General features: G+C 29.5%; 18 protein-coding genes. All 18 read left to right on the forward strand.

Annotation, left to right across the window (positions count from 1 at the left end; genetic code table 11):
* Positions 1 to 141 precede the first annotated feature (141 nt).
* The 18 genes from CLPUN_RS07350 (at position 142) to CLPUN_RS07435 (ending at position 23,185) form a co-directional block, all read left to right on the forward strand.
* A complete protein-coding gene (locus tag CLPUN_RS07350) occupies positions 142 to 408 on the forward strand; it encodes a hypothetical protein (RefSeq protein ID WP_077846657.1) in 267 nt (88 codons plus the stop codon).
* Between the two features lie 10 nt (positions 409 to 418).
* The gene (locus CLPUN_RS07355) at positions 419 to 772 is read left to right on the forward strand and encodes a type II toxin-antitoxin system PemK/MazF family toxin (RefSeq protein ID WP_077846658.1); all 354 of its coding nucleotides are present in this window, start codon (positions 419 to 421) and stop codon (positions 770 to 772) included.
* Positions 773 to 972: 200 nt separating this feature from the next.
* On the forward strand, positions 973 to 1,794 hold the full coding sequence (locus CLPUN_RS07360; protein ID WP_077846659.1) for a transketolase: 822 nt from the start codon (positions 973 to 975) through the stop codon (positions 1,792 to 1,794).
* Positions 1,794 to 2,738, forward strand: coding sequence for a transketolase family protein (locus CLPUN_RS07365; protein WP_077846660.1), 945 nt, complete (start codon positions 1,794 to 1,796; stop codon positions 2,736 to 2,738). Before CLPUN_RS07360 ends, CLPUN_RS07365 begins: the two co-directional genes overlap by 1 nt.
* Positions 2,739 to 3,302: 564 nt before the next feature.
* Positions 3,303 to 4,151, forward strand: a complete 849-nt coding sequence (locus CLPUN_RS07370) for a YitT family protein (RefSeq protein WP_077846661.1) — start codon at positions 3,303 to 3,305, stop codon at positions 4,149 to 4,151.
* A gap of 386 nt (positions 4,152 to 4,537) precedes the next feature.
* Positions 4,538 to 5,224 (forward strand): cell division ATP-binding protein FtsE, encoded by a 687-nt coding sequence (gene ftsE, locus CLPUN_RS07375; protein WP_077846662.1) that lies wholly within the window; start codon positions 4,538 to 4,540, stop codon positions 5,222 to 5,224.
* The gene (ftsX, locus tag CLPUN_RS07380; RefSeq protein WP_077846663.1) at positions 5,214 to 6,095 is read left to right on the forward strand and encodes a permease-like cell division protein FtsX; all 882 of its coding nucleotides are present in this window, start codon (positions 5,214 to 5,216) and stop codon (positions 6,093 to 6,095) included. Before ftsE ends, ftsX begins: the two co-directional genes overlap by 11 nt.
* 230 nt (positions 6,096 to 6,325) lie before the next feature.
* Positions 6,326 to 7,609, forward strand: a complete 1,284-nt coding sequence (locus tag CLPUN_RS07385; RefSeq protein ID WP_077846664.1) for a S41 family peptidase — start codon at positions 6,326 to 6,328, stop codon at positions 7,607 to 7,609.
* An 11-nt stretch (positions 7,610 to 7,620) separates the two neighbouring features.
* Positions 7,621 to 8,967, forward strand: coding sequence for a signal protein PDZ (locus CLPUN_RS07390; RefSeq protein ID WP_077846665.1), 1,347 nt, complete (start codon positions 7,621 to 7,623; stop codon positions 8,965 to 8,967).
* A 184-nt stretch (positions 8,968 to 9,151) separates the two neighbouring features.
* Positions 9,152 to 11,119, forward strand: coding sequence for an excinuclease ABC subunit UvrB (gene uvrB, locus CLPUN_RS07395; protein ID WP_077846666.1), 1,968 nt, complete (start codon positions 9,152 to 9,154; stop codon positions 11,117 to 11,119).
* Between the two features lie 52 nt (positions 11,120 to 11,171).
* Entirely contained in the window at positions 11,172 to 13,997 is a 2,826-nt protein-coding gene (uvrA, locus tag CLPUN_RS07400) for an excinuclease ABC subunit UvrA (protein ID WP_077846667.1), read from the forward strand.
* Positions 13,998 to 14,328: 331 nt separating this feature from the next.
* Positions 14,329 to 14,772: an FHA domain-containing protein gene (locus CLPUN_RS07405; protein ID WP_077846668.1), complete on the forward strand. Its 444-nt coding sequence runs from the start codon at positions 14,329 to 14,331 to the stop codon at positions 14,770 to 14,772.
* Positions 14,773 to 14,924: 152 nt separating this feature from the next.
* On the forward strand, positions 14,925 to 16,145 hold the full coding sequence (locus CLPUN_RS07410; RefSeq protein ID WP_077846669.1) for an FtsW/RodA/SpoVE family cell cycle protein: 1,221 nt from the start codon (positions 14,925 to 14,927) through the stop codon (positions 16,143 to 16,145).
* A 2-nt stretch (positions 16,146 to 16,147) separates the two neighbouring features.
* Positions 16,148 to 17,629: a peptidoglycan D,D-transpeptidase FtsI family protein gene (locus CLPUN_RS07415; protein ID WP_077846670.1), complete on the forward strand. Its 1,482-nt coding sequence runs from the start codon at positions 16,148 to 16,150 to the stop codon at positions 17,627 to 17,629.
* A 39-nt stretch (positions 17,630 to 17,668) separates the two neighbouring features.
* On the forward strand, positions 17,669 to 19,543 hold the full coding sequence (uvrC, locus tag CLPUN_RS07420; RefSeq protein ID WP_077846671.1) for an excinuclease ABC subunit UvrC: 1,875 nt from the start codon (positions 17,669 to 17,671) through the stop codon (positions 19,541 to 19,543).
* Between the two features lie 137 nt (positions 19,544 to 19,680).
* Positions 19,681 to 20,595 carry a UDP-N-acetylmuramate dehydrogenase gene (gene murB, locus CLPUN_RS07425; protein ID WP_077846672.1) on the forward strand — a complete coding sequence of 305 codons (915 nt, stop codon included), beginning with the start codon at positions 19,681 to 19,683 and terminating at the stop codon, positions 20,593 to 20,595.
* A gap of 356 nt (positions 20,596 to 20,951) precedes the next feature.
* The gene (rapZ, locus tag CLPUN_RS07430; protein WP_077846673.1) at positions 20,952 to 21,836 is read left to right on the forward strand and encodes an RNase adapter RapZ; all 885 of its coding nucleotides are present in this window, start codon (positions 20,952 to 20,954) and stop codon (positions 21,834 to 21,836) included.
* Positions 21,833 to 23,185 carry a gluconeogenesis factor YvcK family protein gene (locus CLPUN_RS07435; RefSeq protein ID WP_077846674.1) on the forward strand — a complete coding sequence of 451 codons (1,353 nt, stop codon included), beginning with the start codon at positions 21,833 to 21,835 and terminating at the stop codon, positions 23,183 to 23,185. Before rapZ ends, CLPUN_RS07435 begins: the two co-directional genes overlap by 4 nt.
* The last annotated feature ends 16 nt before the right edge of the window (positions 23,186 to 23,201 follow it).

Below are 23,201 nucleotides of genomic sequence, written 5' to 3' on the forward strand. Positions count from 1 at the left end.
GAAAACTTATGATTAAGGAATCGAAAATAAATAAATATCTATAAGATGACAAATAAGTAATCTAAATCCTTTGACAGGTTGACATAATTTGCAATATAATCATAGTTAAGAAGAACTTTTTACTGCTATGGAGGCGAAACTATGTCAATAATTAGTCTAAATAATATGAAAAACAAAAATATAAAAAGTAGTCAAATTAAAAAAAAGGATAAAATTAAAAAAAGTAGTGGAATTATGGAGAACTCGTTAATACAATATATTAACGAAGGATTTTCAGCAGATTTTGAAGAGCTGATGAAAAATGGTTATCAAGATATGGCTGAAATAAATTTAGAATATTCTAAATTAGGTTTTGAGTATATGTTAGACGATGTTAATGAGTATGAGGCATGGATTTGCGGAGTGTGATTAATTAAAAATGGCAAACATTGTGGTAAAAAGAGGGGAAATTTTCTATGCGGATTTAAGTCCAGTCATAGGATCAGAACAGGGAGGTATAAGACCTGTTATTATAATACAAAATGATATTGGGAATAGATATAGTCCGACAGTTATTGTAGCTGCAATAACATCGCAAATAAATAAAGCTAAGCTTCCTATTCATGTTGAAATTTCATCAGAAGAATATGGATTAAATAGAGATTCTGTTGTCTTACTAGAACAGATAAGAACATTAGATAAGAGAAGATTAAAAGAAAAAATTGGACATATGACTGATGCTGACATGAAAAAAGTTGATAAGGCGTTATTGGTTAGTTTAAATTTAAATTAAATAATTAAGGGTAGTGTAAATAATAATTTTTATTTATGCTACTCTTTTTATGTGTTTTAATATTCTATATGCTGGCAAAAAGGAAAAAAGTATATCACATTTATGAATAGAGTATACAAATAAAAATTTCTATGTTAGAATAAGTATGTTAAAAATGAAACATACTATGAATGTGCAAATTAATAATAGGGGGTCTATTAATGAATAAACAATACGAACTTGAAGAAATGTCAAAGTTAATAAGAAAAGATATAGTATCTATGTTGACAGAATCAGCATCAGGTCATCCAGGAGGCTCTTTATCAATAGCTGATATTATGACTGTGTTATTCTTTAAAGAAATGAATATAAGCACATCTAATCCAAAGGATCCTAATAGAGATAGATTTGTTTTATCAAAGGGTCATGCAGCACCAGCATTATATAGTGCTTTAGCTAGAAAGGGATACTTAGAAATAGATGAATTAAAAACTTTAAGGCAAACCAATTCAAGATTACAAGGTCATCCTAATATGAATGATTTACCAGGAATTGATATGTCTACAGGATCACTTGGTCAAGGGATTTCTGCTGCTGTAGGAATGGCTTTAGCAGGAAAACTTGATAAAAAAGATTACAGAGTTTATGCTATAATGGGAGATGGAGAACTTGAAGAAGGTCAAGTCTGGGAAGCAGCTATGTCAGCGGCTCACTATAAATTAGATAATTTAACTGCATTTATAGATAATAATGGATTACAAATAGATGGTAATATAGAAGATGTAATGAATCCAGGTCCAATAGATAAAAAATTTGAAGCTTTTGGATGGAATGTTTTAAAAATTAATGGACATGATTACGATGAAATTATAAATTCAATTTCAAAAGCAAAAGAATTTAAAGGAAAGCCAACTGCTGTTATATGTAATACTATAAAAGGTAAAGGTGTTTCATTTATGGAAAATCAAGCAGGATGGCATGGAACAGCTCCAAGCAAAGAACAATGTGAGCAAGCATTAAAGGAAATTGGAGGAGAAAACTAATGGGAAATAAAATAGCAACTAGAGAAGCTTATGGTAAAGCTTTAGCAAAACTTTCGAATTTGAATGAAAATGTTGTAGTCTTAGATGCGGATTTATCAAAATCAACTAAAACGGCAGATTTTAAAGCCTTAGCACCAGAAAGATTTATAAATATGGGAATAGCAGAATCAAACATGATGGGAGTTGCAGCTGGACTTTCAACTTGTGGAAAAATTCCATTTGCTAGCACATTTGCAATGTTTGCGGCAGGAAGAGCTTTTGAACAAATTAGAAATTCAATATGCTATCCAAAGCTAAATGTTAAGATTTGTGCAACACATGCAGGATTAACAGTTGGAGAAGATGGAGCGACGCATCAATCAATCGAAGATATATCATTAATGAGAAGTATTCCAAACATGATAGTAATTAATCCAGCAGATGCCATAGAGACAGAAGCTGCAATACTTGCAGTAGCAGAATATAATGGACCTTGTTATGTGAGATTAGGAAGATTAGCCGTTAGTGTTATAAATGATAATGACAACTATAAATTTGAAATTGGAAAAGGAGTAACACTAGCACAAGGTAATGATGTTACTATAGTATCAACTGGTATGATGGTTGAGCTTGCTTTGGAAGCTAAAGAAGAATTAGCTAAAGAGGGAATTAATGCAAGAGTTATAAATATACATACAATAAAGCCTATTGATAAACAATTATTAATTAATGCAGCTAAGGAAACTGGTGCGATAGTTACGGTAGAAGAACATAGTATAATTGGTGGCTTAGGTTCAGGAGTTGCAGAAGTTGTGACAGAAGAATATCCAATTCCTGTAGTGAAAGTGGGAATAAAAGATACTTTTGGTGAAAGTGGAAAACCAAATGAGCTTTTAAAAGCTTATGGATTAACAACAGAAGCCATAGTAGAGCATAGTAAGAAAGCTATTTTATTAAAAAAGTAATTAAATTATTAATATAAAATAGATATAAAACAATTTAAGAGTGAGTATAATAGAATATATTAAGGACACAGGATATAGAGTTATGAAATAGCTATATATCCTGTATTTTTTAATGTGAAAAAATATACACCTATAAAAAGAGTGCGAAGCACAATTAAGAACATTTCACCTATAAAAAGAGTGCGAAGCACAATTAAGAACATTTCACCTATAAAAAGAGTGCGAAGCACAATTAAGAACATTTCACCTATAAAAAGAGTGCGAAGCACAATTAAGAACTTCATTCATATATAAAAAGGAAAAAATTGATAAAGTTTAGTAATAGAGAGTATAATTGATAATGTATAAGTTATAATTGATAATTAGGGATAAAATAATTATGGAGTTTTTAAATATATTTCTAAGAAAAAACTGAGTTTTTTACACAAATTGTAAGAGTGTGTCTTGAAGGGCAGCGATTGTAAAGTGTAAATTGAAAATTAGAACATAGTCCAACAGTTTATCTTAATTGAATAAACAAAAATAAAAAAAGAAAAACTATAAAAAAGGGGAAGGAAGATAGATATGAATTTAGAAAAATTTAAAGAGTACGTAATAATAACATTAGGAATAATATTAGTTGCACTATCAGTAGAATATTTTTATGCTCCTAATAATATTGCAGCAGGTGGAGTAACAGGAGCAGCTATAGTGATAAATGCAGTTATGCCCAATTTGTCAATTGGAATGTTAACTTTAGTTCTAAATGTAGTTTTATTCATAGTTGCATTTGCATTTATTGATGGAAGGTTTGGAGTTAAGACAATTTATGCGAGTTTGGGATTATCTGTAATATTGTGGATTATAGAAAAGTTTTTTAATCCAATAGCTGTAACTAATGATTTAATGATGGCTACTGTATTTGGAACATTAATTTCAGCAATTGGTATGGCATTTGTATTTAATGAAAATGCATCAACTGGAGGAACTGATATATTAGCTAAAATTTTAAATAAATTCTTTCATTTAGATATAGGAAAATCACTATTAGTAGTAGATTTTATAATAACTTTTGCAAGTATATTAGCATTTGGAATAAATGTAGGTTTATATTCTATGTTAAGTGTAATATTGCTTGGTATAGTAGTAGATAGACTTATAGAGGGACTTAATGTTTGTAAAAGTGTATTTATAATAAGTAGAAAGAATGATGAAATAAGTAAATACATAATATACACTCTAGATAGAGGATGTACTTTTTTAAAAGGAATGGGAGCTTATACAAGTCAAGAAAATGATGTATTATATGCAGTTATAAGTAGAAATCAATTTATAAAGTTAAAGAAATTTATAAAAGAGATAGATCCCCAAGCCTTTATAACTGTAGGAGAAGTTCATGAAGTATTAGGTGAAGGATTTAAAGATATAGATTAATTTTGGAATATTAAGGTTAATATGTAAACAATAGCTTCATAATTTAATAAAATTGTATAACATTACAAAGTATTCTTATGTTATAATTAACTTTGTAAGTTTTGCAATTTATTTGCAAGATATACGACTAAAGTGAAACTTTTTAAGTAAAAATTTATATTTTTAGATGAATTAAGTTTAATTTGTACTTTTAAAAGACTAATTACTTTTAATATGTACAATGTACTATACAAGGGCATGTGTATTTGCAGATAATAAAGGCAGCCTTAAGGTCACAATATAATAAGATGAAGTACCAGTCTAGGCGAATTGCGTTTTTTACGAGAGCTAAAACAATGGAAGTTTTAAAATGGCTAGGCATAAGGAATATGAAGGAGTGTTTAAGTATGATCGAATTTAGAGGAATATCCAAAATTTATGATAATAATGTAAAAGCATTGTCAGACATTAACATAGAAATAGAAGCAGGAGAATTTGTGTTTTTAGTAGGACCAAGTGGATCTGGTAAATCTACATTTATAAAGATGATTTTAAAAGAGGTAGAACCTACTAATGGAAAGGTAATAGTTGGAGAGAAAGAGTTATCTATGATTACTAGAAAACAGGTTCCTTATTATAGAAGAAAGATAGGAATGGTGTTCCAAGACTTTAGATTAATACAAAATCTTAATGTATATGAAAATGTTGCATTTGCAATGAGGGTTGTAGAAGCATCACCAAAAGATATTAGAAGAAGAGTACCAATGGTTCTGTCACTGGTTGGCTTATCTCATAAATATAAGATGTTTCCTAATGAATTATCAGGAGGAGAGCAGCAAAGAGTTTCATTAGCAAGAGCATTGGTTAATAATCCATCTGTATTAATAGCTGATGAACCTACTGGTAATTTAGATCCAGACACAGCTCGTGAAATAATGTCATTACTTGAGGATATAAACAAAGCTGGAACCACTATTTTAATGGCTACTCATGCTAAAGAAATTGTTGACTATATGAAAAAAAGAGTTATAGCCATTGAAAAAGGTGAAATTGTCAGAGATGAAAAGAGAGGTAAGTACGAAGATGAAAATTAATACTATTACACATTTTATTAAAGATGCATTTTTAAGTTTAAAGAGAAATAGAACTATCAGTATTGCTTCAATAATTACTGTTCTGATAACTTTCTTTGTTTTAGGAATATTTATGCTTGTTGCTGCTAATATCAGCAAAGGAATTAGTACAGTTCAAAATAAAGTTGAACTTAAAATTTATCTTAAAGATGATATAAAATTAATTGATCAAAGAGAAATTGAAATAAAATTAAGAGAATTTGATGGAGTTAAAGAAGTAATATATCAATCAAAGGAAGAAGAATATAATAATATAAAAGCAACTAATGAGGGATTAGTACAGGGATATACTTTTCAAACAAATCCATTCCCGGCATCATTTACTGTTAAGCTAGAAGCGCCAGAATACGCGGCTGCTGTAACAGACGGGATAAAGGATTTTGAAGGGATTGACACAATTGGACAACAACAAGAATTAGTTGACAAGATTATTAAAGTAGTAAATGGTATTAAGGTGATTGGAATTGGATTATTTGCTATATTAGTAGGGGTTTCAGTTTTCTTAATAATGAATACAACAAAATTAACTGTATATTCAAGAAGAAGAGAAGTTGGAATAATGAAATTTGTAGGTGCTACTGATTGGTTTATTAGATGGCCATTTGTTATAGAAGGTATGGTGATAGGGTTATTTGGAGCAACATTATCATGTGTAGTATTGTATTTTGCTTATGATGCATTGGTAAGATGGGCTACTGGTCAGTTTTTATTTATAAGCCTTGTGCCAACAAGCTATATTTTATCAACATTATCATGGGAATTTATGCTTGGTGGAATAATAGTTGGTGGAACTGCAAGTATAATTGCCTTAAGAAAATTCTTAGTAGTATAATTTTTAAAAGTAAGTACAATATAATAAGTAATAAGAAAAATAAACTCTAACACCATGTAATATTTAAGAAAAGTCAGTATTATAATCCATTTAAGGCACATAAAAAGATAATAGTTAAGATAATGTATAGTATATATCTTTGGTCTGTTATTTTATTTAATGTGCCTTAATCTATAAAGATATTATATTGGAGTTATGTGTATAATCCATATGAAAGGAAGTCTTTATAGGTGCGTGATTCAAAAAATTATATATTTGCAAACAATAAAGTAAACAGGAAAAGAATAATAATACCAATGATCTCTTGTATAGCAATTTTTGCTTTGGTGGGAATTATTAGTTTTGTATCGTTTTGTGCAGGAAATTATGCTGCAACTAGAGGTATATTTTTAGTGAAAACACCATCAGAGCAAGTTCAAAGTACAGTGCAACAACTTAATGATAGGAGCAAATATGCAGCACTTTTTCAAGTCAGAGATAAATTGATTGAAAAATTTGATGGAGATGTTGATGACAATAAACTTTTAGAAGGCGCTATTAAAGGAATGACAAATTCATTGAATGATCAATATACAATGTTTATGAATAAAGATGAATTTGCTGCGTTAATGAAGCAAAGCAGTGGTAATATTACAGGAATAGGTGTTACTATAACTTCAAAAGATAACGAGTTAACAATTATTGATACAATTAAAGATTCACCAGCTGACAGGGCAGGATTAATAGCAAATGATGTTATAAAAAAAATAAATGATATAGAGCTATCTGGAGATGATTCTCAAAAGGCTGTATCTATAATTACAGAAGCTAAAAATTCAGAATTAAAACTAACAATTAAAAGAGTTGGTGTAGATGAATTTGATGTTAATATAGTTCCTGAAAAGGTGAAAATTAAATCTGTTGAAGGTTCAATGATAAATTCTAATATAGGGTATATTCGGATAAAAACTTTTATGAACGAAAATACAACAGAAGATTTTAAAAATACAATTGCAGATTTGAGATCACAGGGGATGAAGGGAATAATTTTGGATTTAAGAGAAAATCCAGGGGGATTATTAACGGAAGCAGTAGGTGTTGCTTCTCAGTTTATACCGAAGGATAAAATAATAACTTACACTATTGATAAGTATGGTAATAGATATGATTCAGTATCAATAGGTGGAGTGGCGGAAGGAACTCCTTTGGTTATATTAGTTAATGGAAACAGTGCTAGTGCTTCAGAAGTTGTTACAGGATCATTAAGAGATTATAAATTAGCAACAATTATAGGTGAAACTACTTTTGGAAAAGGAATAGTGCAGCAGTCGTTTAAATTTAGTGATGAAATTGGTGGACTTAAAGTAACTATTTCTAAGTATTATACACCAAATGGTGAAAATATTCATAAAAAAGGAATAACACCAGAGGTTGAAATTAAAACACCTGTAGGTATAGATGAAAATGCATATGATAAAAATACAGATGAACAGTTAAAGGCAGCAATGGAAAAAATACAAGAAAAGGTGCAGTAGGGGGAAATAAAATGGATTTAGTAATATATACATTAAGGAATGTTGCAGGTGCAATAATAGCACCTCCATTAGTATTTATATTAATTGCCTTAACTGTCATATTGTATTTAAAAAATAAAAAAATAGTGACTATGCAAAAATTAATTTTAGGAGGTAGTGTAAATTCATCTATTGAACTTACACTATCTCAACTTGTTTTAGGTATTTTAGGGGGAGCTATAGGAAGTTTGATTCTGACTAGTCTAGGTGTTGTTTTCAGTTTGAATTCAGGAATTTCATATTTATTTATAATATCTATATTTTTAATGTTTGTAAAACCAAGATTAATATGCTTTTCTTATTCGGGAGCTATTCTAGGTGCTGTTAGTATTTTTATTAAGCTTGCAAGTCAATTTGCACCAACAGTTGTAAGTAATCAAATATTAGATATTGATGTTTTATACTTAATGATTTTTGTTGGAGTTTTTCACATTATTGAAGGAATATTAGTTATGATTGATGGTGATAGAGGGGCAGTGCCTATATTTACTAATAAAGAGGGGAAGATTTTAGGTGGATATGCATTGAAGAGATATTGGTTATTGCCTATAGCAATAATGATTGCAGTTGCTATTAATAATTCATCCATGAATTACATGACAGAATATATAGAGAATCCAAATTGGTGGCCATTGATTAAATCACCTTCAGGGCTTGGTTTAATGGCTAGTAGCGTGATTTCAATATTTCCTTTTTATGCATTTTTGGGATATTCTTCAATTACATTTACAAGAAGTAAAAGGCAAAAAGCGGTATCTTCAGGTATTCATATATTAATTTATGGAATTGTATTAACATTTGTAGCTCAAATTGCTAGATTTGGAATTTGGGGTGAAATAGTGGTTGTAGGATTTGCGCCATTTGCTCATGAACTTATGTTAAAACTCCAAACAAAAAGTGAACAAAAAAGAGAGCCAAAGTTTGTAAGTGATGAAGAGGGTTTAATAATTTTAGAGATTTCACCAAATTCTCAAGCTAAAGAATTTGGAGTTAATGTTGAAAGTAAGTTATTATCAATAAACAATAAAAATATTAATTCGGAAGCAGAAGCGTACTCCATTATAAAAGAAAATTTAAACAATGCAGTTCTTAAAATTAAAGATTCAAGAGGAATAATAAAAGATATTCAATTTAGACATAATAGAAATACAAGGCTTGGTATGCTATTAGTACCCAGAAGTGTTGATAAAGGAGAAATTGTGTCTATTGAAGATAATAGTTTTAAAAGTGTTTTTGATACAATAAAAAATTCTGAAAATAATAGGAGTCATAATTCTAAGAATGATAAAATTGATCAAGATGAAGAGGGAAAAAAATAGATATATAAAAATTATAAGGTGGCTTTGCCATCTTTTTCTTTAATAAATTATGTTATTTTTTAGGTAATAAAGAACATAATTTATATGAACTAAAAATAAATGATATAATTTATTGACTTAATAGTTACAGCAAAGTAAAATATACATATAATACGAATGTCTGTTCGAAGATGGAGGTAGTATAATGGGAGAATTCAAAATACATTCTAAATTTAAACCTACAGGGGATCAGCCACAAGCTATTGAAAAGTTAGTGGATTCAATAACAAAAAATAATAGAGGGCAAACTTTGTTGGGAGTAACTGGTTCTGGAAAAACATTTACCATGGCAAATATTATTGAAAAACTCCAAAGACCTACTATAATTTTAGCTCATAATAAAACTTTGGCAGCACAATTATGTTCAGAATTTAAAGAGTTTTTTCCAGATAATATAGTTGAATATTTTGTATCTTATTATGACTATTATCAACCAGAAGCGTATGTACCTCAAACAGATACATTTATAGAAAAAGATGCATCTATAAATGATGAAATAGATAAGTTAAGACATTCAGCTACTTCAGCTCTTTTTGAGAGAAGAGATGTAATAATAGTTGCATCTGTTTCCTGTATATATGGATTGGGTAATCCAGATGAATATAAAAAATTAACGATAAGTCTTAGACCTGGAATGGAAAAGGAAAGAAATGAAGTCATAAAAAAACTTATAGAAATTCAATATGAAAGAAATGATATAGATTTTTCAAGAGGAACTTTTAGAGTTAGAGGAGATTCTTTAGATATAATTCCTGCATCATACTCTAATAAGGGAATTAGAGTTGAGTTTTTTGGAGATGAAATTGATAGAATAAGGGAATTTGATGTATTAACAGGTACTATTCTTGGAGAAAGAAAGCATGTTGCAATAACTCCTGCTTCACACTTTGCAACTTCTAGGGAAACTATTGAAAGATCCATTAATCGTATTGAAGGAGAATTGGAAGAAAGACTTACAGAACTTAACGCACAAGATAAACTTTTAGAAGCACAAAGATTAAGACAAAGAACTAATTTTGATATTGAAATGATAAAAGAAATGGGATATTGCAGCGGCATTGAAAATTATTCAAGAATATTAGATGGAAGAGCTTCGGGAACACCACCTAAGACTTTAATAGATTATTTTCCAGAAGATTATTTAATGTTTATTGACGAGAGTCATGTAACATTACCTCAAGTTAGGGCCATGTATGCAGGAGATAGGTCAAGAAAAAATACCTTAGTTGACTATGGATTTAGACTTCCAAGTGCCTATGATAATAGACCATTAAAGTTTGAAGAATTTGAAAAAAAAATCAGTCAAGTAGTTTTTGTTAGTGCAACTCCAGCTGCTTATGAAATAGATCATTCAGGAGAGATTGCTGAACAAATCATAAGACCTACAGGATTATTAGATCCTGAAATAATCATAAGGCCTATTAAAGGGCAAATAGATGATTTGTATGGAGAAATTAATAAGGTAAAAGAAAAAGGATTTAGAACTTTAATAACAACTTTGACCAAGCGGATGGCAGAGGATTTAACTAAGTACTTCAAAGAGCTTGGAGTTAAGGTTACATACATGCATTCAGATATTGATACCCTAGAAAGAATAAAGATTATAAGAGATTTAAGACTTGGAGAATATGATGTATTAGTTGGAATAAATCTTTTAAGAGAAGGGTTAGATATACCAGAAGTTGCTTTAGTTGCAATTTTAGATGCTGATAAGGAAGGTTTTTTAAGATCAGAGACATCATTGATACAAACTATAGGAAGAGCAGCTAGAAATTCAGAAAGTAAGGTTATAATGTATGCGGATAATATAACAAAATCCATGGATAAAGCTTTAAAAGAAACTGAAAGAAGGAGAACAATACAAAAAGAATATAATTTAAAGAATGGAATAGTACCAACAACTATAATTAAAGATGTTAGAGAGATTATAGAAGCTACAAAGGTTTCGGAGGAAATTGAAGAGTATAAGACAGAAGGCAGCAAGAATCTTACAAAGAAAGAAAAGGATAAGTTAATCAAAGATTATACAGATGAAATGTTATTGGCAGCAAAAAATCTTCAATTTGAACGAGCAGCTGAGCTTAGAGACATCATAAATCAGTTAAAGAGTTAACTGTTGATTGCCTAAAGTGTATTAAAATTTAACTAAATTCAGGGGGTTTATAATGAACGATAAAATAATAATTAAAGGTGCAAAGGTTAATAATTTAAAGAATATAAGTTTAGAGATACCAAGAGATAAATTAGTTGTATTTACAGGACTATCAGGTTCTGGTAAGTCCTCTTTAGCTTTTGATACATTGTATGCAGAAGGACAAAGAAGATATATGGAATCTTTATCGTCTTATGCAAGACAGTTTTTAGGCCAAATGGATAAACCAAATGTTGAGCATATAGAAGGTTTATCACCAGCTATATCAATAGACCAAAAGACTACAAGCAAAAATCCAAGATCTACAGTTGGAACGATAACAGAAATTTACGATTATTTGAGACTATTATATGCAAGAGTTGGAACTCCACATTGTCCAAAGTGTGGAAAGGAAATTACCCAACAATCTGTTGATCAAATTGTTGATAAGATTATGAGTTATCGGGATAAAACTAAACTTCAAATATTATCACCTATAATAAAAGGAAGAAAAGGAACTCATGAAAAAATATTAGAAAATATAAAGAAAAATGGTTTTGTAAGAGCTAGAATCGATGGAGAAATTTATGATTTAACTGAAGAAGAGGTAAAATTAGATAAAAATAAAAAACATAATATAGAAGCTGTAATAGATAGAATTGTTATAAAAGAAGGAATTGAAGGAAGACTTACAGAGTCTATAGAAGCATCACTGAAAATGGGAGAAGGCTTAGTAATAGCAAGTATTATTGGCGGAGAGGATACTTTATTTAGTGAAAATTTTGCTTGTGCAGAATGTGGAATAAGTATTGGTGAATTAGCACCCAGATTATTTTCATTTAATGCTCCGTTTGGTAAATGCGATACTTGTGATGGACTTGGAACTTTAATTGAAATAGATCAGAAATTAGTAATTCCGAATAGAGAACTAAGCATTATGGATGGTGCTGTAGCTAGCTGGGGAAGTGGAAGACTTAAAGAAGATTCATGGACTTATGCTATACTTAAAGCGTTAGAAAAAGAATATGGATTAGATTTAAATATTCCTGTCAAAGATTTAGATAAAAAACATATAGATTTACTTTTATATGGAACAAACGGAAAGAAACTTAAGATTGAGTATACAAAAGATGGTGTTAAGGCAATATATAATTATGCTTATGATGGAGAAATAAATTCTTTGAATAGAAGATACAGAGAAACTAATTCAGATGTTATAAAAAGTGGAATTGAACAATATATGAGCGATGATTTCTGTCCTAAGTGCAAAGGAGCAAGATTAAATGATGAAGCTTTAGCAGTTACTGTTGGTGGAAAAAATATATATGAATTTACAATTATGTCAATAAGAGATGAATTAGATTTTATAAATGGAATAGAATTCTCGGAAAAGAATAAGATTATTAGTGAACAAATCATAAGAGAAATTAAAAATAGGTTACAATTTTTATTAGATGTAGGACTTGATTATTTAAGTTTAAGCAGAAATTCAGGAACTTTGTCAGGTGGAGAGTCACAAAGAATAAGACTTGCAACTCAAATAGGGTCATCACTTATGGGTGTTTTATATATTTTAGATGAACCTAGTATTGGTTTGCATCAAAGAGATAATGATAGATTAATACGTACTTTAAAAAACTTAAGAGATGTTGGAAATACAGTAATAGTAGTGGAACATGATGATGATACCATAAAAGAAGCAGATTATATTGTTGACATTGGACCTGGTGCAGGAGAACATGGAGGAGAAGTAGTTGTTGCTGGTACTCTTGATGAAATTAAAGCATGCGAAAAATCATTAACAGGACAGTATTTGACAGAGAAAAAATTAATAAAAGTGCCTGAAACAAGAAGAAAAGGTAACGGACAAAGTATAAAAATCGTAGGTGCGAAGGAAAATAACTTAAAGAACTTAAATGTATCAATTCCACTTGGGACATTAACATCAGTTACGGGAGTTTCAGGTTCTGGAAAAAGTACTTTGGTAAATGAAATACTTTATAAAGGATTAAATAAGTTAATAAACAAGAGTAAAAAACCTGTTGGAAAACATAAAGAAATAATAGGATATGAGAACATAGATAAAATAATAGATATAGATCAAAGTCCAATTGGAAGAACACCACGTTCTAATCCTGCTACTTATACGGGTACATTCGATATGATAAGAGAGCTTTTTTCACAAACTCAAGAAGCTAAAATGAGAGGTTATAAGCAAGGAAGATTTAGTTTTAATGTTAAAGGTGGAAGATGTGAGGCTTGTTCTGGAGATGGAATTATAAAGATAGAAATGCAATTTTTATCAGATGTATATGTGCCATGTGAGGTCTGTAAGGGAAAGAGATACAATAGAGAAACGCTAGAGGTTAAATACAAAGGCAAAAATATAGATGATGTATTAAATATGACAGTTGAAGAAGGTGTTAAGTTCTTTGAAAATCTGCCTAGGATTGCAAATAAATTGATAACATTAAATGATGTTGGTTTGGGATATATTAGATTAGGTCAGCCATCAACTCAATTATCAGGTGGAGAGGCTCAAAGAATAAAATTAGCAACTGAATTATCAAAAAGAAGTACAGGAAAAACATTATATATATTGGATGAGCCAACAACAGGATTGCATGTAGATGATGTAAGTAGATTAATAGAAATTCTTCAAAGATTAGTAGAAGCAGGAAATACAGTAGTTGTAATTGAACATAATTTAGATATGATAAAATGTGCAGATCACTTAATTGATTTGGGGCCAGAAGGTGGAGATAAGGGGGGAACTCTTATTAAAGCAGGAACTCCAGAAGAACTATGTAAGGCAGAAGCATCATATACAGGAAAGTACTTGAAAAAACTATTATTTTAGGGGAAAATTTATATAAAAATAGTGTTTAGATTAAGTTAAATGTATTTAAGAAGGTCATCATTTTAGAAAAGTATGTAATTCACAGAGGATGAAATAGTAAAAGAAAGAATTGTGGCATTTATGACAAATTCAAGTTGTCATCATGAATTATTCATTAAAAAGTAATACTTTTGTATGTCAGACTTGATTTTTTGTTGTATAATCATTAATAAGGCATTTTAAAAATTAGGATATTATTTTCAGAGTTAACTTTTAACAGTTAACTCTGAGTTGTTAAATCCTAACTGAATTATTTGCCTATGATTACAGTAATAGATATTGAGGTGAAAATATGAGTTTTTCAAAAATGATTGCTGGAGTTTTTGGAATAGTTTTTATTGTTATATTATACGTAATAATATACTATGCATTAAAGATAATGTATAAGGATGTTAAAAATGGTGGGAAAAAGAGAAGACCAACTATAGCAAAAGGAAATTATGGATTAGAAATTATAAATTCAGGTAATGGCAAAGATCTAAAAGATGGTTCTATTATTCCAATAAGATCAGATTTGACAATAGGTAGAAAAGAAGATAATTCAATTGTTTTATCAGATCAACATGTTTCTGGGAGCCATGCTAAAATCATATTGAGAAATAATTCTTTATTTATAGAAGATTTGAATAGTACAAATGGAACTTATTTAAATGGAAATAAGGTAAATGGTAAGGTTAAGGTATCTAATAAGGATGAAATAAAAATTGGAACTGCAGTTTTTAAAATTTTAGTTTAAGTAAATATTAATGAAAAGTATAAGTTACTTAAAATGATATAATATGTGAATTATATTAATTAGCAGTTTTAGGCTCAGTGGAAGAATTAAAAATAAAAAGCTTCTACTGAGCTTTACAAAAATTTAAGTATTTATAACGAGGTGATTATAGCTTGAAGATTAATAAGGATGAAGTAAAGTTATTAATGTTAACATACCTTTTGTGTATAGCTCTTTTTACTAATTTAGCCATATTAAAAGATCCCATGGATATGAATGCAATATACATGGGATTAATAGTATGTGTATTATTAACAATTACTCAAGTTTTAATTAGAAAATTTTATCCCCAAGGAGATAAATTTTTAATTACGTTTGCCTGCCTATTGTCAATTATAGGAATTGCAATATTATATAGATTAGATACTAATGTTGCAATTAAGCAATTAATTTGGTTTATAGCAGGAATTATTATATTTATTGCAATGTTAGTAGCTATTCCAGATTTGAGGGATTATGCAAAATATAAAAAAGCATTTTTAATAATCACTATATTAATAATGCCATTAGCATTAATAGCACATCAAGAAACTTATGGTGCTACTAACTGGGTTAATATTGGGGGATTTGGATTTCAACCATCTGAGTTTGGGAAGATAACTTTTGTTTTATATCTTGCAGCAGCTTTAAAAGATTATAAAGATGAAAGTAATATACTAGAAGATTTTAGACAGCTTTGGCAGCCTGCTTTAGTAGTAATGTTTGCATTGATGTGTTTAGTCATGCAGAAAGATTTAGGTTCTGCTTTAATATTCTTTGGTATAGCATTAACTATGGTTTATGTTGCAACAGGGAAAAAAAAGTATGTTGTAATTTGTTTTGTATTATTTATAGTAGGATCATTTTTTGCATATAAATTATTTGCTCATGTAAGACAGAGAATATTAATTTGGAGACATCCATGGCAATATTCAGATACAGGAGGATATCAAATAGTACAAGGTTTATATGCAATTTCTTCTGGTGGAATGTTTGGCTCAGGATTAGGATATGGATATCCGGGATTTGTACCAGTTAACATTTCAGATTTTATATTTGCAGTTATCTGCGAAGAATTTGGAATGGTATTTGGATTAGGTATTATGATAATATATTTCTTGTTTTTCTATAGAGGAATGCGTGCTGCATTTAGAATTCAAGATAAATTTTCACAATTTACTACAATAGGAATGAGTGCTATGATAGCATGTCAAGTGTTAGTTATAATAGGTGGAGTATTTGCAGTAATACCACTTACAGGAATTACCTTACCTCTTATTAGTGCTGGAGGTTCTTCTATAATAAGTATGTTTTTTGCACTTGCAATACTTCAAAAAATTTCAGAGGAGGGCTAAAATTGAAAAATGTTTCTAGTAGTATAAAACAAGTAATGGTAGTTTTTCTATTTTGCTTTGTAGCTCTTATCTCTTATATTGCATATTTTCAAGTTTTCTCAGCACCTAAGATAGCAGAGCAACAAGGAAATCAAAGATTATGGGCAAGAAGAAATGAAGTATTAAGAGGAACTATCTATGATAGAAATAAAAATCCATTAACAACAAGTTCAAAAGTTGATGCACTTACACAAAAAAGAACTTATGTAAATGGAGATTTATATGTTCATGCTTTAGGATATGTAGATCCAAGATATGGGTTAACAGAACTGGAAGCAAACTATGATACTGAATTAACATCATATAATAAAATTACAAACAATATTTTAAATTTAACTAAGGATTTTAGCAAAGCAAAATTAGAAGAGATGTTCCAAAATAGAAAAGAAGATGAAGTTAAAATTGGGAACGGAGTTATAACTTCATTGGATCCAACACTTCAAAAAATAGCTTATGACTCTTTAGGAAATAATAAAGGAGCTGTAGTTGCATTAAATCCCAAAACGGGAGAAGTACTGGCAATGGTTTCAAAACCAACATATAATCCTAATGAGTTAGAAAATGCAATGAAGGCAGCTAATGCTGGTAAAGCAGAGAATAGTCCACTTATAAATAGAGCAACTTCAGGACTTTATCCACCAGGTTCTACCTTTAAAACTGTGACGCTAAGTAGTTCCTTGGAGAATATGCCAGAGGTTACAAGTAGAACATTTAATGATACAGGTAAAATAGTATTTAATGAAAAACAATCTTTAAGCAATGATAGTGGAGAGGTTAATGGAGAGATAAATTTAAAAGAAGCCTTTAGATTATCAAGTAATTTTGTATTTGGTACGTTAGCAATGGAGCTTGGAAATGATAAGTTAAAAGCTACTGCTGAAAACTATGGCTTTAATAAAACTATTAATTCAGAAGGTTTTAAGATAAATCAAAGTCAATTTCCTAAGCTGACTAAAGCTGAAGTTGGAAGTATAGCACAAACAGGAATTGGTCAAAGTAGTATTTTAGCAACTCCAATGCAGATGGCCTTAGTTGCAAGCACTATAGCTAATAATGGAAAAATGATGGAACCAAAGCTTGTTAATCAAGTTGTAGATAAAGATGGAAATATAGTAAAAACTGTAGATTCAAAAGTATATAAGCAGGTTCTTAGTCCTAATAATGCAGGGACTATAAAAGATTATATGAAAAATCTAGTTGACTCAAAGATAAATACAAGCTGGGGTTATTTTGAAGGCACTGATGCTGCAGGGAAAACAGGTACAGCAGATTATAATCTTGAGAATGGTGAAAGTGCTAAACCTCATTCGTGGTTCATTGGATTTGCACCAGCAAACAATCCGAAGGTTGCAGTTGCTGTAATTGTAGAAAATGGAGGTTATGGGGCAAGTGCGGCAGCACCTATAGCTGGAAAGATTATTACGCAAGTAACAAGAAACAATTAACCTTTACTTAAACTATTAACTGACAAAGGGAGTGTTTCAATGTTTGATTTTAAAGCTCAATTGAAGATCATACCAGATAAACCAGGAGTATACTTGATGAAAAATACTCTTGGAGAAATTATTTATGTAGGAAAAGCAAAGATATTAAAAAATAGAGTTAGACAATACTTTCAAAATTCAAAAAATCATTCAGAAAAAGTAAAAGTCATGGTTAAAAATATTTCTGAATTTGAATACATAGTTACAGATTCTGAAATGGAAGCTTTAATATTAGAATGTAATTTAATAAAAAAATACAGTCCTAAATATAATATTTCTCTGAAAGATGATAAATTCTATCCTTTTATAAAAATAACTACAAACGAAGATTTTCCAAAGGTTTATATAACTAGAAATTATGCCAAGGATGGAAATAAGTATTTTGGCCCATATCCTAATGCAGGAGCTGTGCATGAGACAATAAATTTAATTAGAAAGATATTCCCTTTGAGAACTTGCAAAAGGTTCATTGTAGAAGGGGGGAAGCATACAAGACCATGCTTAAATTATCATATAAAAAAATGTAATGCACCTTGTGAAGGGCATATTTCAAAAGCTGAATATAGAAGTATGATAGATGAAATTATGGATGTATTAAGCGGCAGGGATAAAACTTTAGTAAATAGCTTAAAAAAAGCTATGCAGGAAGAATCATTAAATTTAGAATTTGAAAAGGCTGCATCTTTAAGAGATAAGATTTTAGCTATAGAGAATATAGCAGAAAAGCAAAAAGTATTTAAATCACAAGATAATGATGAAGATTTCATTAATATGTATAAAGATGAAAAAGATTGTTGCATTCAAGTATTTTTCTTAAGGGATGGAAAAGTAACAGGAAGGGAGCATTTCATTCTTGAAAATAGTTCTCATGAAGAGGATAATACTGCGCTTTCACAATTTATAATTTCATTTTATGGAGGTACTCCTAAGGTTCCTAAAAATATTTATATTCCAGAAAGTGATGAAGTGGAAGCTTTAGAAGAATTTTTAAGCATAAAAAGAGGTTCCAAAGTTTTTGTTAAAATACCAGTTAAAGGTGAGAAAAAAGAGATGCTGGAATTAGTGAAAAATAATGCAAAAGTTACATTGGAGCAATTTAAAGACAAAATTTTAATGGATAAAGAAATAAATAGACTGTGTTTAGAACAAATACAAGATTTATTAGAACTTGACAGTATACCTTTTAGAATAGAAGCTTATGATATATCTAATATACAAGGGGTAGATTCTGTAGGATCTATGATTGTATTTGAAGATGGAAAAGCTAAGAATAGTGATTATAGAAGATTTAGAATAAAAACTGTAAAAAATGCTAATGACTATGATAGTATGAGAGAAATTTTAAAGAGAAGATTTACTCATGGTTTAAAAGAAATTAAAGAGATTCAAGATAAAGAAATTAAGTTTTCTAATGGAAAATTTTCGAACTTTCCAGATTTAATTATGATGGATGGCGGAAAAGGTCAAGTAAATATAGCTCTTGAAGTTTTAGAAAAACTAGGCATAAATATACCTGTGTGTGGGCTGGTTAAAGATGATCATCATGCAACAAGGGGAATAATTTATAATAACAAAGAGCTAATAGTAAATAGAAATTCTAATTTAATGCAATTGATAAGAAGAATTCAAGATGAAGTTCATAGATTTGCAATAACTTATCATAGAAGTTTAAGAGATAAGAGAACCTTACATTCAATATTAGATGATATACCTAATGTAGGGCAAAAAAGACGAATGGCATTACTTATGAAATTTGGAAGTATTGAAAATATAAAAAAGGCCAAAATAGAAGAACTCCTTGAAACTGAGTCGATTGACAATAAATCAGCAAATAGCATTTTGACTTATTTTAAAAAAAATGAACAAAGTAAATAAATTATGCTATAATAGTACGGAATAAAAATTTGCTAAGCTAAAATTAATATAAAAAATTACTTGTGTTAGATTAGTGGATAGATTATTCTATATGATATAGATAAATAGACTAATATAAATGTTTGAGGAGTTTTAGAATGAACCATTATGGAGAATATAAGAATTTATTCAGTAAAATATATAAAGACTCACAAATTCAATTAGACGCAAAAATGAGTGAGAATATATATTTTAAAGTTGGAGGACCAGTAGATATACTTTTAACTCCAAATACTGTACAACAATTACAAGACACTATCACTATTTGTAAAGAAAATAAAATTCCTTTTTATGTTATAGGAAATGGATCAAACCTTTTAGTTAAGGATGGTGGTATTAGAGGTGTTGTTATAAAGTTATGTGAACTTAATAATATAGAATGTGTAGATAACAAAATTACAGCAGAATGTGGTGTTTTACTTAAAGATGTTTCAACAGAAGCTATAAATAGATCTTTATCGGGTTTTCAATTTGCATGTGGTATTCCAGGCAGTGTAGGTGGTGCTGTATTTATGAATGCAGGAGCTTATGATGGAGAAATATCCTTTGTTATTGAAAGTGCAAAAGTATTAGATGATAATCAGAAAATAAGAGTCCTTTCAAAAGAGGAATTAAATTTAGGGTATAGACAGTCTGTAGTTATGGAAAAGGGATATATAGTTCTAAGTGCAACCTTTAAATTAACTCCAGCGGATAAAGAAAAAATTCAAGCTAGAGTAGATGAATTAACTAAAAGAAGGGAAGATAGACAGCCATTAGAACACCCATCAGCAGGTAGTACATTTAAAAGACCAGAAGGTTATTTTGCAGGTAAATTAATTGAAGATGCAGGTTTAAAGGGATTTGCTATAGGTGGAGCAAGTGTTTCAAATAAGCATGCTGGGTTTGTTGTTAATAATGGAAATGGAACTGCTAAGGATGTATTAGATTTAATATATTATGTTAAAGATGAAGTGAAAAGGCAGTTTGGTGTAGATTTATATCCAGAAGTTAGAATTTTAGGTGAAGATTAAGACATTAAAAAACTCAAGAGTTTATGGACTTTTGAGTTTTTATGATTTAAGGCATAATCAAAAAAATAATAAGTCAGCATGCTAGTTTATTTTCCTTTCATACTTCATCAGCATGTTCACCTAATAGCCCGCTATTAGGCCAACATACTTCTTAGTCTGAGGAAAAATATACACATTTAAAAGGAGCAGCTATGCTGTATATAAGAACATCTAATATCATGGCATCAAGGACTGATTATTTTATTTCATATGCCTAATTATAATTATATGATATAATTTTAATGTTAAAACACAATGAAATTATAAAGGAAAAGTGTTTGTTCAAAAGTATCTTTGGCAAAAGGGGAGGATGTAATATGAGGTTTGTTATAGTTACAGGATTATCAGGAGCAGGAAAAACACAAGCAACAAGAGCGTTAGAAGATTTGGGATATTTTTGTGTAGATAACCTTCCACCAAAGTTAATCTCAAAATTTGCAGAAATGTGTACGCAAAGTGGCGGAAATATTGAAAAAGTAGCATTAGTTATAGATATTAGAGGTGGAGTTTTCTTTGATGATTTCTTTGAAACTTTAAATTATCTAAAGCAAAATGAGTTTAAATATGAAATATTATTTTTAGAAGCAACTGATGAAATTCTTATAAAAAGATTTAAAGAATCTAGAAGAAGTCATCCTTTATCGCCAGATGGAAGAGTATTGAATGGAATTATTCAAGAAAGAGAAAAATTAAGGGAAGTTAAAAATGTTGCAGATATTATAATTGATACATCAAAATATGAAATACGTCATTTAAGGGAAAAGATTAATATGGCTTATGGAGATCATACTTATCCAGAAAAACAATTATCAGTTACAGTATTAAGTTTTGGATTTAAATATGGTATTCCAGTAGACTCGGATTTGGTTTTTGATGTTAGATTTATACCAAACCCATTCTATATTCCAGAATTAAAACAGTACTCAGGGAATGATGAACCGGTTAAAGAATATGTATTAAAACAAGAAGAAACTGTTACCTTCATAGAAAAACTAGTTGATATGTTAAAATATTTAATTCCTAATTATATTAAAGAAGGAAAAAGACAATTAATAATATCTATAGGATGTACAGGTGGAAGACATCGTTCTGTTGCAATTGCTAATGAGGTTTATGAAAGATTAAATAAAGAGAATTACAACTCCAGAATAGAACATAGAGATGTATCAGAAGATCTTCATAAAGGAGAAAAGAAGCTATGAGGATACGAGACTGGCTTAAAGTAGGAATAAAAGTAAAACGATGGCTGGCATTTGGCGTATTTGGAGTATTACTAATAGCCTTTGGATTTACAGAATTAGTTACTCATAGAATATACAATTTGTATTATCAGGTTTTTTATGTGTTTTTAAATATTACTGGTGTATTTGTGTTATATATTTCAGTCACAGAAACTATGAAATCTATAATTGCACTATTTAATAGAGGATATCTTAAAGTATCTTTAGACAGTAGGAAGATTGAAAGCTTGATATATGAAAAAAGATTATTAGTTAAAGGTCCTAAAATAGTTGTAATTGGTGGAGGTACTGGTCTTTCAACAATGCTTAGGGGATTAAAGTATTATACATCAAACATCACTGCGATAGTAACAGTTGGTGATGATGGCGGTGGGTCTGGAGATTTAAGAGAAGATTTAGGAATGCTACCACCTGGAGATATAAGAAACTGTATTTTAGCATTAGCAGATACTGAGCCTATAATGGAAGACTTACTTCAATATAGATTTTCCGATGGAAGGTTAAAAAATCAAAGTTTTGGTAACTTGTTCTTAGCTGCTATGGCAGGAATTTCAGATAATTTTGAAGAAGCAGTTCAAAAGATGAGTTCAGTACTTGCCGTAACAGGTAAAGTTATACCTGTTACTTTAGATAATATGCAGTTAATAGCAAAGTTTGAAAATGGTAATATAGTAAAAGGTGAATCTCAAATTCCAGAAGAAGCCATTAAACAGAATTCTAGAATAGAAGAACTTCGAATAAATCCAGAAAATGCAACCGCATTGAAGGAAGCAATAGATGCATTAAAAGAGGCAGATGCTATAGTTATGGGACCAGGAAGTTTGTATACTAGTATAACATCTAATTTACTTGTAAAAGATATTGCAAAGGGAATTAGGAAAAGTGATGCAATTAAAATTTATATTTCTAATATAATGACTCAGCCAGGTGAAACTACAGAATTTAAAGCATCTGATCATTTAAAAGTTTTACTTAAGTATGGTGGTAAAGATATTGTTGATTATGTAATTGCTAATACTGGTGAAATAACAGATGAATTAAAAGAAAAATATGCACAAGATGGTGCAGAGCTTGTTAAACTGGATAAAGAAGTAATAAATAGCTTAGGAATAAAAATAGTTGGCGAAAACCTAGTGAAAATTAAAAATGGATTGGTAAAGCATGACTCAGCTAAGTTAGCGGAAGTATTAGTTGATACAATTATGGAAAAGAAACTTTTATATGATAAGAAGAAGATTATAGAATACATGTATTTATCGCAACGTATTAAAGAAAGAGTAAGAGAAGAAAAAGGAAAAGAAATAGAATAATTATAAATTGTTAATT

This window comes from Clostridium puniceum, assembly GCF_002006345.1.
Taxonomy (GTDB): domain Bacteria; phylum Bacillota; class Clostridia; order Clostridiales; family Clostridiaceae; genus Clostridium; species Clostridium puniceum.

Coding starts and splice junctions, on each gene's coding strand:
- CLPUN_RS07365 (WP_077846660.1), top strand. CDS start 1,794: ATGGGAAATAAAATAGCAACTAGAGAAGCTTATGGTAAAGCTTTAGCA.
- CLPUN_RS07435 (WP_077846674.1), top strand. CDS start 21,833: ATGAGGATACGAGACTGGCTTAAAGTAGGAATAAAAGTAAAACGATGG.
- murB (WP_077846672.1), top strand. CDS start 19,681: ATGAACCATTATGGAGAATATAAGAATTTATTCAGTAAAATATATAAA.
- ftsX (WP_077846663.1), top strand. CDS start 5,214: ATGAAAATTAATACTATTACACATTTTATTAAAGATGCATTTTTAAGT.
- uvrB (WP_077846666.1), top strand. CDS start 9,152: ATGGGAGAATTCAAAATACATTCTAAATTTAAACCTACAGGGGATCAG.
- CLPUN_RS07405 (WP_077846668.1), top strand. CDS start 14,329: ATGAGTTTTTCAAAAATGATTGCTGGAGTTTTTGGAATAGTTTTTATT.
- uvrA (WP_077846667.1), top strand. CDS start 11,172: ATGAACGATAAAATAATAATTAAAGGTGCAAAGGTTAATAATTTAAAG.
- CLPUN_RS07370 (WP_077846661.1), top strand. CDS start 3,303: ATGAATTTAGAAAAATTTAAAGAGTACGTAATAATAACATTAGGAATA.
- CLPUN_RS07350 (WP_077846657.1), top strand. CDS start 142: ATGTCAATAATTAGTCTAAATAATATGAAAAACAAAAATATAAAAAGT.
- rapZ (WP_077846673.1), top strand. CDS start 20,952: ATGAGGTTTGTTATAGTTACAGGATTATCAGGAGCAGGAAAAACACAA.
- uvrC (WP_077846671.1), top strand. CDS start 17,669: ATGTTTGATTTTAAAGCTCAATTGAAGATCATACCAGATAAACCAGGA.
- ftsE (WP_077846662.1), top strand. CDS start 4,538: ATGATCGAATTTAGAGGAATATCCAAAATTTATGATAATAATGTAAAA.
- CLPUN_RS07390 (WP_077846665.1), top strand. CDS start 7,621: ATGGATTTAGTAATATATACATTAAGGAATGTTGCAGGTGCAATAATA.
- CLPUN_RS07355 (WP_077846658.1), top strand. CDS start 419: ATGGCAAACATTGTGGTAAAAAGAGGGGAAATTTTCTATGCGGATTTA.
- CLPUN_RS07360 (WP_077846659.1), top strand. CDS start 973: ATGAATAAACAATACGAACTTGAAGAAATGTCAAAGTTAATAAGAAAA.